Origin of the sequence: Sphaerospermopsis torques-reginae ITEP-024, assembly GCF_019598945.1 — a bacterium.
Taxonomy (GTDB): Bacteria; Cyanobacteriota; Cyanobacteriia; order Cyanobacteriales; family Nostocaceae; genus Sphaerospermopsis.
This window is the reverse complement of the sequence record NZ_CP080598.1, coordinates 3,075,930-3,089,819: the sequence shown is the minus strand read 5'-3', so window position 1 is coordinate 3,089,819 and position 13,890 is coordinate 3,075,930. Positions and strand designations below refer to the sequence as shown.

At 40.9% G+C, this 13,890-nt stretch carries 10 protein-coding genes; 3 read left to right on the top strand and 7 right to left on the bottom strand.

The features are described 5' to 3' along the window. Positions 1 to 310: 310 nt before the first annotated feature. Positions 311 to 1,117, bottom strand: coding sequence for an inositol monophosphatase family protein (locus tag K2F26_RS14380; RefSeq protein WP_220608372.1), 807 nt, complete (start codon positions 1,115 to 1,117; stop codon positions 311 to 313). Between the two features lie 85 nt (positions 1,118 to 1,202). Continuing rightward, the gene (locus K2F26_RS14375; RefSeq protein WP_220608371.1) at positions 1,203 to 2,630 is read right to left on the bottom strand and encodes a BCD family MFS transporter; all 1,428 of its coding nucleotides are present in this window, start codon (positions 2,628 to 2,630) and stop codon (positions 1,203 to 1,205) included. A gap of 254 nt (positions 2,631 to 2,884) precedes the next feature. Between K2F26_RS14375 and K2F26_RS14370 the strand changes: the two genes are divergently transcribed. Further along, the gene (locus tag K2F26_RS14370; RefSeq protein ID WP_220608370.1) at positions 2,885 to 3,829 is read left to right on the top strand and encodes an aldo/keto reductase; all 945 of its coding nucleotides are present in this window, start codon (positions 2,885 to 2,887) and stop codon (positions 3,827 to 3,829) included. Positions 3,830 to 3,950: 121 nt separating this feature from the next. Here the strand turns inward: K2F26_RS14370 and K2F26_RS14365 are convergent, their stop codons facing one another. Further along, entirely contained in the window at positions 3,951 to 5,513 is a 1,563-nt protein-coding gene (locus K2F26_RS14365; RefSeq protein WP_220608369.1) for a DEAD/DEAH box helicase, read from the bottom strand. 265 nt (positions 5,514 to 5,778) lie between these two features. Next, positions 5,779 to 7,104, bottom strand: coding sequence for a 30S ribosomal protein S12 methylthiotransferase RimO (rimO, locus tag K2F26_RS14360; RefSeq protein WP_220608368.1), 1,326 nt, complete (start codon positions 7,102 to 7,104; stop codon positions 5,779 to 5,781). 821 nt (positions 7,105 to 7,925) lie between these two features. On the opposite strand from rimO, the gene btpA reads away from it, so the two are divergent. After that, a complete protein-coding gene (gene btpA, locus K2F26_RS14355) occupies positions 7,926 to 8,774 on the top strand; it encodes a photosystem I biogenesis protein BtpA (protein ID WP_194054033.1) in 849 nt (282 codons plus the stop codon). A 239-nt stretch (positions 8,775 to 9,013) separates the two neighbouring features. Further along, positions 9,014 to 10,006 carry a vitamin K epoxide reductase family protein gene (locus K2F26_RS14350; protein WP_220608367.1) on the top strand — a complete coding sequence of 331 codons (993 nt, stop codon included), beginning with the start codon at positions 9,014 to 9,016 and terminating at the stop codon, positions 10,004 to 10,006. Positions 10,007 to 10,287: 281 nt separating this feature from the next. Here the strand turns inward: K2F26_RS14350 and nadB are convergent, their stop codons facing one another. The 3 genes from nadB to K2F26_RS14335 all read right to left on the bottom strand — a co-directional run bounded on the left by nadB (position 10,288) and on the right by K2F26_RS14335 (position 13,689). Then, on the bottom strand, positions 10,288 to 11,991 hold the full coding sequence (nadB, locus tag K2F26_RS14345) for an L-aspartate oxidase (protein WP_220611885.1): 1,704 nt from the start codon (positions 11,989 to 11,991) through the stop codon (positions 10,288 to 10,290). 124 nt (positions 11,992 to 12,115) lie between these two features. Next, positions 12,116 to 12,544, bottom strand: coding sequence for a photosystem II complex extrinsic protein PsbU (gene psbU / locus K2F26_RS14340; RefSeq protein ID WP_194054035.1), 429 nt, complete (start codon positions 12,542 to 12,544; stop codon positions 12,116 to 12,118). Positions 12,545 to 12,909: 365 nt separating this feature from the next. Further along, positions 12,910 to 13,689 (bottom strand): DUF3120 domain-containing protein, encoded by a 780-nt coding sequence (locus K2F26_RS14335; protein WP_220608366.1) that lies wholly within the window; start codon positions 13,687 to 13,689, stop codon positions 12,910 to 12,912. Between the last annotated feature and the right edge of the window lie 201 nt (positions 13,690 to 13,890).

Genomic DNA, 13,890 nt, shown 5'->3' with positions numbered 1-13,890 from the left:
AAATTTTCATTTCTCTGCGTCCTCTGCGGTTCATTATTTCCTAAGCATTCAGCTATCAGCAATGGGAGCATCCTAATGAAAGCAACAATGCAGAATAAAAGTACCTGAAAACTCTCTTCTTTCTTCTTACCTTCGTGTCCTTCGCTTCTTCGTGGTTAGTTCATTTCATGTCTTGATATCAGACAAAAAAAATCAACTTACACATTTGGGATGCTCCCTCAGCAATAAGCTTTTTAACTGGAGTTTAGACTAAAAATCAGGTATTGATAATCTACTGATTTATCCAATATTCTGAATCCTGACTCCTGACTTACAATTTAACACCTTTGAGAAAAGGAGTAAACACAGATTCAATTTTGGAATCACTAACAACCATTGTGGGAAAAGAGATATGACTATAATCAACACCTGTTATTAATGGAAAAGGTGGATTTTTTAAAGATATCCAACAACCACCAGCAGCTTGTAAAATTACCCAAGCACCTGCAATATCCCAAACTTTAGGAGTCGCTTCCACACCTCCTAAAACTGCACCAGTCGCAACAGTTAAAAAATTATAACTAGCAACTCCTAACATCCGCAGTTTACAGGGAAAACCCGGTTGAATAATTCCCGTACTACGAGAACAAAGATTAAAAAAGTGATTACCACTTGGATCATCCTTACTGGTGTGGATAGGATGGTTATTTAAAAATGCTCCTGTTGGCGTTTGTAAGCCTGATGAACCAGCCCAAAAACCATGAAAGGTTTGATTTAATGGTGGTACATGAACATAGCCAAAAATCGGTGTTCCGCGATAAAGTAAACCTAGAGAAATTGCCCAAATAGGAATACCTCTAGTGAAATTTGTTGTTCCATCTAAAGGATCAATTACCCAACACCATTCTGTATCAGGAAAAGTTTTATCACTTTCTTCACTCAAAATTCCGTAACCTGAGAAAGTGGAAGCGATCGCATCTCTAATTTCTTGATCCGCCCATTTATCAGCTTGAGTAACTAAAGTTCCATCAGCTTTTTGAGATGCTTGAACTTTACCAAAATCCTGCATTAATTGTTTTCCCACTCTCGTTGTAGTAGTTTGGGAAAAATCTAAAATTGTGTTCCAAAAATCATTCATTTTTTATTAGTTATTAGTTATTAGTCGTTAGTCATTAGTCATTGGTTTATTCATCCTCCCAGTCACCAGTCACCTGTCACCTAATCTAATCTAAATCACTTTCTAAAACAGAAGCTAAAGCTTGTTTAGTATTGGTTTGAAATTCTGTCACATTCACCCGGTTTAAAAACCATAGAGAAATAATCATTCCCACAGCTTCCAAACAAAAAACCATACCATAAGCTAATGGTAAATTATTGGTGAACAAATTGCGACCAATATCTAAAACAGTACCACCAATGACTACAGCGATTCCTCTGGATATAGATTGTGCTAATCCCCATGCACCGATAAAAGTACCTGCGGCTTCTGCTACTGTTAAATCTAACATTAAACTGACTGCGCCAGTGGTGACAAAACCAGTAGATAAACCAAATATTACTAAACCAAATTTTAAAAAGTTGGCATTACCAGAAAACCCGGAAAATCCTAATAATAAGGCGGAAAAAGCTACTAAAATACAGCCTAGTTTAATTGTTTTGCGTTTACCTATACGTGGGACAATGAAAAAGCCAGTTACACCATAAGCTATTAAAATTCCCGTACCATAAAAAACATTAAGTTTGGTACTTTCAGCCAAAGGCATTTTAAACACTTCACCCGCATAAGGTTCTAAAATTGGATCTTGCATGAATAAACTAATTGTCATTACCAATAAAAAGGTAAAAAACAAACCTGTTTGCGGACTAGCTGTTAATATTGACCAAGCTGCACCTAAACTAATGCTATCTTCCCGGTTTCCTGGTGTGGAACGTTGATAAAAACGAGAATATTTTTTTTCTACACCTACAGTAGCAATGATAGAGAAAAGAAATACTACACTGGGAACAATTAGAAATAATCTATTAATGGCAGATTGTAAAGTTTCTAAAGGTGCATTTCCATCCAATTGTTTTAATAAACTAGAACTAACAATTGCTCCCACAATAATACCTACCATTAGCATTGACCAGACAATACCAACGACTTGGGAACGGTTATCTTCTTGGGAAATATCTACTAATAATGCGGCAAATGCAGTACCACTAACACAAATTGCTAAACCATAAATCGCAAAAACTAAACCTAAAACTCCTGTCCAAGCGATCGCTTGAGTTGTCCACACCCAACTATCACCACTGATAGCATTTAACTGCCAAATTACTTGTACTGCTAAAAAAGCGGCGATCGCAAATATTGCTGCGCCGATCCACACATAAGCTGTACGATGATAACCTAACAACGGTTTAGCATCAGATATCTGTCCAAATAAAATCCGCGTTGGAGATACAAAAGCAGGTATAGCTAACACTATAGCCACTATTGTCGCCGGAATGGCGATTTCTTGAATCATGACTCGGTTGAGTACCCCCAGAGTCAAAATAGACATCATACTCAACCCCATCTGAAAAAACCCTAGCCTAAACATAGTCGGTATGTTGACCTTGGGTACGGTTAGGGAGTCTTGGGGAGTATCGAACATATCACCTGCCATAACTACTTGCTTCTATTGTTCACAGAATTTAATCATCTATATTGTAGGGTGCGTCAGACAGCATAAATGATGCAAACGAGCAAATTTTTCAGGACTTACCCAAAATATCTCTTAAACCCTCTTAACTTCGCGTCCTTTGCGTCCTTTGCGGTTCATTCTCTTATGACCTATGCGTCACCGCTTCACTTCCCAGGTTAAAAGAAAACGTTAAACTAAAACTGTAAAGAAATGTAAATATAATCTATTTTAGCAAAATGGAAGCGATCGCATTAGGTAAAACCGGCTTAACCGTTCCCCCGTTATGTTTAGGAACTTGGGCATGGGGTGACAAACTATTTTGGAATTATGGGGATAATTACGGAGAAGAACAACTGCAAGCAGCTTTCACCACTGCTGTAGATGCAGGTGTCACTTTCTTTGATACTGCGGAAGTTTACGGTTTAGGACTTTCCGAACAGTTTTTAGGCAAGTTCATCAAACAAACGTCCGAAAAAGTACAAATTGCTACTAAATTCGGTCCTTTACCTTGGCGTTGGGATGGAAAATCTGTATCTGAAGCGTTAACAGAAAGTTTAAAACGTCTGCAATTAGAAAGAATTGAATTATACCAAGTTCACTGGCCATTTACATTCTTTCTTTCTCAAGAAACTTTAATGAACACCTTAGCAGATGAGGTACAGAAAGGAAGAATCGGGGCAATAGGTGTCAGTAATTATTCTGCCTCAGAAATGAGAAATGTACACAAAATATTGTCCGCAAGAGGAATACCTTTAGCAGTGAACCAGGTGCGTTATTCTTTGTTAACAAGGCAAATTGAAAGCAACGGGATTTTACAGACAGCCCGTGAATTAGATGTAACAATATTAGCTTATAGTCCCTTAGCTCAGGGATTATTAACAGGCAAATATACCACCTCTTATAAACCCACAGGAGCGAGAAGCATAGATCCGCGATTTAGTCAAGATGGTTTAAATAAAATTGCCCCAGTATTATCTTTACTGGAAAAAATCGGTAATAAATATGATCGTACCCCTGCCCAAGTAGCCCTTAACTGGTTAATTGCCCAGGGGAACGTGATACCCATTGCGGGAGTCAAAAACGCCGAACAAGTAAAACAGAACATCGGCGCTTTAGGTTGGGAAATGACCAAGGATGAGTTTGACGAAATAGCTCAAATCACTCAACCCTGGAAAAATTGACAATTGTTAACTGTGATGGGGAGATGGGGAGATGGGGAGGTGGGGAGGTGGGGGAAATTATTTGCATTTTCCCAGTCACCAATCACCAATCACCAATCACCAATCACCAATCACCAATCACCTAGATTTGTTTTTGATTACCTGGTAAAACAGGAGACTCATGACGGTCATAGCGTTCTTGGCGTTCCTTCCGTAGTTTGGGTTTGGGAGTAGGTCTTCCTTCATCGCCATTTCTGTCAGACTTAGACCAGGAACGGCCACGACTACCTCCAGAACGCTCGTTGTAGTCACCGCCAAAATTGCGTTCTGAGCGATCGCCATCACGACGTTTGTTGAGTTTGGGTTTGGGAGTAGGTTCTTCATCAGGAACATCTACACCATTTTGCAACCAAGCAGGACGGGTTTGATCGTAAGCCAGTTGTAAAGCTGCTGCTGCGATCGCCTGAGCATCATATTTTTCAGTCAATTCGCTAATAATGGGCAAAAATGAAGCCAACCTTTCACCCGCTAAAGCTTCAGACACCTGATCTTTCAATTTTTGAATGTGTCTAGCTTCAATTTGCGCTCTCGTAGGAATTGTTAACACCTGCCAGCTTTGACGGTTATGGCGTTCAAATGCCTGTTGTTTACGACGCTCAAAGGGTTGTACCAAAGAAATCGCAGTCCCTTCTTTACCAGCGCGGCCAGTTCTACCAATCCGGTGCAGGTAGGTTTCTACACTATCAGGCAAGTCAAAGTTAATCACGTGGGAAAGCAGATCCACATCTAAACCTCGTGCCGCAATATCAGTAGCCACCACCCAGCGTACTTGGCCATTACGGAAACGAGTCAATAATCTTTCCCGCGCTTGTTGGGATAAATCACCATGATATTCATCTACACTGTGACCAGCAGCTTGCAATTGATTGGTCAATTCTGCGGCTGTGCGTCTGGTGCGGACAAAGATTAAAGCTGTGTCTGGATCTTCCATTTCCAAAATAGGCTGCAAAGCTTTAGCCTTTGTCCAGTGTCGAGGAATGAGGTAAGCTACTTGGTTGATTTTATTAGGTGCAGCTTTTGGTTGCTCAACGGTGACAGTCACCGGAGAGTTTAAAAACTTATTCACCAACTGGCGAATAGATGGGGGCATAGTTGCCGAAAATAAAGCCGTTTGCCGATCTTCGGGAGCTTGGGACAAAATTTTGATCACATCATCAATAAAACCCATGCTCAACATTTCATCAGCTTCATCTAAAACAAACCATTTCACTTGGTCGAGTTTTAAACTACCACGTTCCAACAAGTCTATGACCCGTCCTGGTGTCCCAACAACTACATGAACACCACGTTTTAGCTGCATCATTTGTCGGTCAATAGACTGACCACCATAGATAGCCAAAACACGCAAACCATCATCACCCATAAACTGGGAAATGGCATCATGAACCTGCATCGCCAATTCACGAGTCGGTGTTAAAACTAAGGCTTGTACTGCTCTTTTGCTCACATCCAATTTTTCCAACATTGGCAGAGAAAAAGCTGCTGTTTTGCCTGTTCCTGTTTGGGATTGACCCACCACATCACGTCCCTCTAACAATTGGGGAATCGCTTGCATTTGAATGTTGGTAGGTGAGGTGAAGCCAATTCTTTCTAATTGTTCAACACGCTCTTGGGAAATGCCTAGTTCTTGAAAGGTAAGATTCATTAATTCTCCTAGATTTTATTTATTGTGAATTTTGGACTTGTAAGCCGAATACTTAATACCAATTCGTAATATTTCCTTCGGTCCGGTTAGGGATACGTAATTCATAATTTGTAATTATGGCAGTCCGACCGAATCTGGGTTTGAGGACTTTAATCAGTCGCCGAATTTTAGAGAATTGGTATATTTTGTAAATTTGGTAATGGGTAATTGGTAATGGGTAATTGGTAATTGGGTTATTGATCTTTTCCCAGTCACCTGTCACCTGTCACCTGTCACCTGTCACCACTTCACCATAGAGGTCATAAGCATCAGCACTGGTGATTTTGACTGGTACGATTGTTCCTAGTCTGGCTTCGCCTTTAACATAGACCTGACCATCAACTTCTGGGGCAAATCTGCCGGAACGGCCAATTAACTCTCCACTTCCGGGGTTTTCTTGCTCAATCAGGACATCAACGATTTTCCCGACTTCCTCCTGATTTTTACGGAGAGAAATAGGTTGTTGTAATGCCATGATTTGATCACGACGTTCTACCATCAATTCTTGTGGTAATTGATTGGGTAAGTCGTAGGCGGGAGTTCCTTCCTCTGGGGAAAAGGTGAACACACCAACATGATCAAATTCGTGTCGTTCTGTAAACTCTAGTAAATGCTGAAAATGCTCCTCTGTCTCTCCAGGGAAACCAACTATAAATGTGGTTCGCATTACTGCTGATGGTAAGGCGGCTTTGATGCGCTCAATAATTCCGTCGTTGACTCTACCCTGCCAAGGACGATTCATGGCGCGAAGTATCTCTGGATGAGAATGCTGCAAGGGCAAATCTAGATAAGGTAGGAAATTAGATGTTTCTTGAATTGCCGCAATTACATCTGGGGTTAGTCCCGTAGGATAAGCATAGTGCATTCTCACCCAAGGTATATCTACTTTCCCCAAGGCACGAATGAGTTCCGCTAACTTTGGTTTACCGTAAATATCTAATCCATAGTTAGTGGTGATTTGGGAAATGAGAATGATTTCTTTTACCCCTTGCGCTGCCAGTTGCTCGGCTTCGGCTACTATTGATTCAATTGTACGCGATCGCTGGTTTCCTCTTAAATAAGGAATAATACAAAATGCACAACGATAATCACAGCCTTCGGCAACTCTCAGGTATGCTACTCCTTCCGTTGTTGTCCTGTAGCGTGGTGTGGTTTCATCAGCTATGTAGGTGGGTTCGGCGCTAATTTGTTTTACTCGCTCTCCCTGTTCTACTCGCTCAATCACATTGACTATTTTGTGATAGTCTCCTGTTCCAACTACCGCTACTGCTTCTGGCAACTCTTCCAATAATTGTTCTTGAAAGTGTTGCGCCATACAACCAGTAATCACTACTTTTTTATTGGCTTCTGCCAGTTCTACTAAGGTTCTTACCGATTCTTCCCTGGCAGCTTCGATAAAACTACAGGTATTTACTATTACATAATCTGCTAACTCTTCGTTTGTATCTACACCATATCCTGCTTCTACCAACAGCCCTAACATATGTTCTGTATCTATTCGGTTTTTCTCGCAGCCCAGGTGTGAAATCGCAATTGTTGGCTTGTCACCCATATTTTGAAAAAATCTTCAATTTTTTTCTCTTTTCTTCAAACATTACAAACATTAACTAGGTGCTTTTTCCCGCACCATAACTAGGATTTTACAGTGACTATTCGCCACTATCAGCAAATTCCCATTGAGATATAACCCTATTCATGGTTCATGATAGTGGTTATGCTATGATGTTTTTGTTATTTTGTTTCCCAGGGTAAATATAAGTGTCTTGGGATAATTTAGACACTGTTAATATTTTTTAACGATTCGCTTAATGGTATTTTACATTACCGCAGCGTGTGCGTTGTTAATTTACCCATCGGGAAGCCGCCCAAAGGGCTGTTGGTGAGAAGTCGCTACCCTCCGGGAAATCGCTAACGCGACTAAGCCCATAAAGCAGTATTGCTGCCCTACTTTCAGGCTGGGGCTGTAATGTGCTGACAGCTATAAACCTAAACAACGGGAAGCGGCCTTGCGTCTTGTGAGTGGCAAACTCCTCTTGTAGCCATATTTTATCTTAACATATCTTATGAAAGGTTTAACGACAATTTACATCTTCAGCATGAGGAGATTTATTTAATCCTGAATAACACGCCAAAGCATATCAGTATAGCAATCAGCTATCAGCCTTCAGCTATCAGCTTTCAGCTTTCAGTCTGGAGATGAAATACAGAGAATGACAGGACTTGAGCAATAGTTGGCTTTTTTGTATTGGCGTAATTTATAGCCAATTCAAAATTTTGAATCTTTGTTATTGGTATCATTTAGCTGATTGTTGATTACTGATAGCTAAATACTAATTTTTCAACTCTGAACAATGCCATCTTCAAATTAAAGACGTGGACTTATATCAACTATTCAAAACTTGCAAACCGATTATTGGCGTAGTTCATCTGCTACCCTTACCTACCTCAGCCCGTTGGGGAGGTAGCCTGAAAGCGGTAATTGACCGTGCTGAACAAGAAGCTACAGCCCTTGCCAGTGGAGGGGTAGACGGCTTAATTGTAGAAAATTTTTTTGATGCTCCTTTTACTAAAAATCAAGTTGATCCCGCTGTTGTCAGTGCTATGACGGTGGTAGTACAGCGGATACAGAATTTAGTAACTTTACCTGTGGGTTTAAATGTTTTAAGAAATGATGGGAAAAGTGCAATGGCGATCGCCAGTTGTGTAAAAGCCCAATTTATCCGGGTTAATGTCCTCACAGGGGTAATGGCCACTGATCAAGGATTAATTGAAGGGGAGGCACATGAATTACTACGCTATCGTAGAGAATTAGGTTCTGATGTCAAAATTTTGGCTGATGTGCTGGTTAAACACGCCCGTCCTTTAAGTTCTCCTAACCTGACTGTGGCTGTAAAAGACACAATAGAAAGAGGTTTAGCAGATGGTGTAATTTTATCCGGTTGGGCAACTGGCAGCCCTCCCAACCTAGAGGATCTAGAATTAGCTAGTGGTGCGGCTGCTGGTACACCAGTTTTTATCGGTAGCGGCGCTGATTGGGAAAATGTGGGTACGCTAATGCAAGCTGCTGATGGTGTGATTGTTTCCAGTTCTTTAAAACGTCACGGGCAAATTTCGCAACCCATTGATCCAATTCGCGTCAGTCAATTTGTAGAAGCTGCTCATCGCAGTTGGAATACTAAAAGTGAACCTAAATCAAATTCCTCAGTAAAGTTACATTCGTAAATGGGTAATGGGTAATGGGTAATGGGTAATGGGACAAGAGTTTTCCAATCACCAATCACCAATTACCAATCACCAATCACCAATTACCAATCACCAATCACCAATCACCAATCACCAATTACCAATCACCAATCACCAATCACCAATTACCAATCACCAATCACCAATTACCAATCACCAATTACCAATCACCAATTACCAATCACCAATCACCAATCACCAATCACCAATCACCAATTATGATTCGTCGTCGTTCTACTCCTTGGATTCATAAATGGTCGCGTCCTATCATTGGGGCGATCGCTGGACTTGGTATCCTGAACACAGGTTATCTCACCTATGAAAAGCTGACCGGAGGTAGCCCTCTTTGTACTACTCCAGAAAACGTTAAAGGTTGTGCTGATGTCCTTTCTAGCCCTTGGGGGACAGTTTTTGGACAGCCTTTAGCTTTGTTTGGTTTGCTGGGATATGTGGGTATGTTCGTATTAGCTTTAGCTCCCTTAACATTAAAATCAGGAGAAAAAGACAAGATCAAAAATGTTAAACAAATAGAATTTTTGACTTGGTGGTTGCTCTTGATGGGAGCGATCGCCATGACTGTATTTAGTGCATATTTAATGTATGTCCTGGCATTTGAACTCAAAGCTCTATGTTGGTACTGCATCGCTTCGGCTTTGTTTGCTTTGAGTATGCTTACCCTCACCATCTTGGGTCGTGACTGGGAAGATATTGGGCAAATCTTCTTTACCGCTATTCTTGTCGGTATGGTGACTCTAATTGCCACCTTGGGAGTTTATTCTGGTATTAATGCCGATGGCACTGTAGGATCGGCGGATGGTCCTCAGCGAATTTCCGCTTTTGTTCCCAAGGAAAACCCTAACCCTGCATTTGGCTGGGAAATCACCACTACTTCTGGAGAGTCAGAAATTGCTTTAGCAGAACATTTAGTTAAAGTTGGCGCTAAGGAATATGTAGCTTATTGGTGTCCTCATTGCCACGAACAAAAGCTGCTCTTTGGTAAAGAAGCTTATAAAATTATCAACGATAATATAGCTGTAGAGTGTGCAGCAGACAGTCCTAAAGGTAAGCCAGCATTGTGTCAAGCTGCCAAAATTCAAGGTTTCCCTTCTTGGGTGATTAATGGTCAAATCTATGGTGGTGTGCAGAATTTAAACGAACTAGCCAAAATTACTGGTTATACAGGACCGCAAAACTTTAAGTATTTTCGGTAAACTAGCGCAATAATTCGTCTGAAATTTTTCCCTAACTCTAGCGTTAAGCTTAGTTAGGGTTTGCTGAAAAAGTTATCTGTGAGAGACCAGTGACAGGTGACAGGTGACAGGTGACAGGTGACAGGTGACAGTTTCAAGAGTTGGATAGGAACGATTTTTTCTTTAAGTAGGAATTAAGTGCAAGGTTTTTCAGTTGCCACCTCAGAAAAGCTTGCACTTTTTGAAAGTCAAAATAGCTAAAACCCTTTACCTGTAAAGTTTTCAGATTTATTCAGCAAACCCTAATTAGATTTTGGATAAGCTGGTAATATGGATTGAGATTTCCACCAGTGATGATTTTGGATCATCGTGTGTACTTGCCAATCAGAGTCTGGTTGGGGATAATCTAAGCGGTAGTGTCCGCCCCGGCTTTCGGTTCTAAAAGCGGCACTTTTAAGAATTAAATAAGCTACATCTAATAAATTACGAGTTTCTGCCCAAAGCCGCAATTGTTGGTCAATATTTGGTAGGTTAAAACTGGCTGTTGCTGTAGGATGTAAACTTTCCAAGAATTGACTTAAAGGCAAACTCGTAAAATCCTGCTCCCAAGATTCAATGGTAGCGATCGCATTTTCTAAACTTGATTGTTCTCGACAAATACCAGCATTTTGCCAGACTAAACGCGGCAATTTTTCCCTAATACTTTCTAACTGTGCTTTTTGATTTTCCCACGCACTGACAGATAAATTACAAAACAACGGACTAGGGTCCAAATCTTTAACCTGGGCTGTAACCTCTGCTGGCGGTACTTCTAGCTTTAAATCAGCCATCTGCGCTCCAAATACAATACATTCCAACAGAGAATTACTAGCTAGACGATTAGCACCATGAACTCCCGTACTAGCAGTTTCTCCCACAGCATATAAACCGGGAATATTAGTACGATTTTGTAAATCGGCGACAATACCACCCATCCAATAATGAGCAGCAGGAGCTACAGGAATCGGTTGATGAAAAACATCAATACCCCAACGCTGACAAACTTTAATAATATTAGGAAACCGTTGCCGAATTTTATCAGCAGGAATAGGGCGCATATCTAACCAAACATGGGCAGTAGCAAGATCCTCTGCGGTACGTTGGAGATGACTAAAAATAGCTCTACTTACCACATCTCGCGGAGCAAGTTCACCTGCTGGATCATAGTCAAAAGCAAAACGTCGTCCTTCGTTATCCACAAGGTGCGCTCCTTCACCCCGTACCGCTTCACTAATGAGAAAACGTCCTGGTTTTGTTAAGGCTGTAGGATGAAATTGGACAAATTCTGGATCACGAACAATAGCACCCGCCCGCCATGCTATGGCCACTCCATCACCTGTACTCACCGCAGGGTTAGTAGTTTGGGCAAATACTTGACCACCGCCTCCGGTGGCTAAAACTACAGCACCAGCTTTGATCCATGTAACTTGACCTTGATAAAATAAGCTGATTCCTTGACAGTGACCTGTTTCTGGTTCTATCCACAAGGACAAAGCCAAAGCTTGCTGAATCACTTGGATATTTGGACGACGCAATACTTGGTCCGTGAGGGTAGTTGTTACTTCCCTACCTGTGGTGTCGGCGGCGTGGAGAACCCGATGACGGGAGTGGGCAGCTTCTAAGGTTAAAGCTAGGGTGTTTCCATGACGATCAAAAGCTACACCCAAGTTAACTAAGGATTGAATACAACTAGGAGCTTTTTGGGCTAAAAATTCTACGGCTTCGATATCACACAAACCTGCACCAGCTTTTAAGGTGTCTTGAATATGCAGTTTTGGTGAATCTTCTGGGGATACGGCAGCAGCAATACCACCTTGCGCCCAATCACTGGCGGATAAGGTAACAGTTTCTTTAGTAATTAAGCCTACTTTTAAGGATTCTGGTAGACAAAGTGCTGTATATAGTCCAGCAGCACCAGCGCCGACTACTAATACATCAAATTGGTTAGGTATATCTATTTGAGACAAGGTTAGGGAAGGTGGGTAATGGGTAATGGGTAATGGGTAATAGGTAATGGGTAATGGGTAATGGGTAATGAACTTTTTACCAATCACCAATCACCAATCACCAATCACCAATCACCAATCAGGTTTATCTGTAGATACCGTTGTTAATACGATCATCACCTTCGTTAAACTCAGGCTCGTATTCTGTCACGGTAAAGTTGCCTAAGTTAGCTTGTAGGGTCTGTTTTTGTCGATCGCTCAATCCTGCCAGATTCAATACATCCTCTACACTCTTGTAAGGCGCATTCTTGATGATTTTTTTAGCCAAGGTGGGATAAAGCCCTGGATACTGTTGAAAAGCAGCAATATTGGTATTATTCAAATCTATTTTTTTACCAAATTCTGTTGCTAACTTCTGATCTGCCTTGTTTTGACGAGCAATTGCCATCACAGGAACTTGTGGCCAACTAAAGCTTTGAAAACCAGCAGCTTGGGCTGTTTGATTAGTTCCTAACCATCCCCAAGCACCTAGCAACAAACTAAAAACTGTTAATAAACGTACTAATCCTTTCACGATTTTTCTACCTCTTTCCATCCAACAGAAATAAAAGCTTTCAACTACAAGCTGTTAACTAGGGGCATAAGTGCGAGTTATGAGGTAATTATTTCATCCTGCTGAAGTTCAGGCTGATGGATTACCGATTGCCTCTGACTTCATGCTCTGGTTAATAGCTGATAGCTGAATTAACACACAGCAGTCATCAAAAACTAATATACAGCTTAGTGAACTACCCAACTTAGCTGTAATTGAAGTTGAAAATTTGGGTATTACTCGCTATTACCACATTAGTGTTTTTTCTGGGATTTGACTTTGTAAAAATTTGTTACAAACTTATTACCAACTTGTTACTAATTTTTGCTCTTAGGTGGTTAAGAATTTCAGGCCAGAATCGCAGCTAGTAAAAACAGACTGTCTACTAAAATTGTACTCAAAACTGCTCCACCAAAGGCGTACCAATGCCGTTGCTTATTACCCAAAGATACCAGCCCCACTGTTAACAATGCTAAGGCTAACATAATTGCCCAGCCTTCTCCCCAAGGTGTTTGTACTTGTGCTAAGGCATTTTTTAAGATTTGTGACGCTCCCGTGGCATCTGTTCTCATAATTTGCCGCCAAAAAGGCATTAAGTCTACTAAGTAGAAATATATATCTGTTAATACAGTTCCAAATAGAGAACCAAGATAAAACCAGTTACCGACTTTACCCCAGTTTTTCCGCAAACACCAAATAGCAAAGGGTAGGCCGATTGATTCTATGGGTAAGTGCCACAGGGGTTCCCAACGTAACCAACCCCAGTAAATCGCTCCTGTTAACCAACTGAGGCTAAATCCTAAGAGTAAATCGCCCCACAGATAGGTTTGCTGTCGGGACATTAATTTTAAACTCAGCCAAATCCAAAATCCTGTGATGACTAAACTGAGACTGGGTAGCGATCGCACTAAGGGCGCTTCTATAAATACTGGTACAGATACCAAAAACACCGCCGCTGCAAATACTAACCAAATTTGGTTAATTGCGATCGCCGTTGGTAGAGAAGGCGACAAGGAAAGAGTAGACTCTAATTCTTGGATACCTCTGGGCTTGGTGTCAGCGGTATACAAATCTGTCTCAATCGAGGAAGTCGCAGTAGTGTAGGATGACAACGTATTATTAATCAAGGTTTTTAATATTTGTTACTAAACTTTACTTTTCTACAATATCACACTCTAAAATCCCCCCCAGGGGCATTTTAATTATACAATAAATTCCAGGGCATGGGTAATTGGTAATTGGTAATTGGCGATACAATTTTGGATTTTGGATTTTGGATTTTGGATTATTTTTGTCAATTCCAATCTAAAATCTAAAATCTAAAATCT

Bases quoted from the DNA above. Each gene is read 5' to 3' on its own strand.
- K2F26_RS14380 (WP_220608372.1), bottom strand. From the start codon at position 1,117: ATGAATGATTTTTGGAACACAATTTTAGATTTTTCCCAAACTACTACA.
- K2F26_RS14375 (WP_220608371.1), bottom strand. From the start codon at position 2,630: ATGGCAGGTGATATGTTCGATACTCCCCAAGACTCCCTAACCGTACCC.
- K2F26_RS14370 (WP_220608370.1), top strand. From the start codon at position 2,885: ATGGAAGCGATCGCATTAGGTAAAACCGGCTTAACCGTTCCCCCGTTA.
- K2F26_RS14365 (WP_220608369.1), bottom strand. From the start codon at position 5,513: ATGAATCTTACCTTTCAAGAACTAGGCATTTCCCAAGAGCGTGTTGAA.
- rimO (WP_220608368.1), bottom strand. From the start codon at position 7,104: ATGGGTGACAAGCCAACAATTGCGATTTCACACCTGGGCTGCGAGAAA.
- K2F26_RS14350 (WP_220608367.1), top strand. From the start codon at position 9,014: ATGATTCGTCGTCGTTCTACTCCTTGGATTCATAAATGGTCGCGTCCT.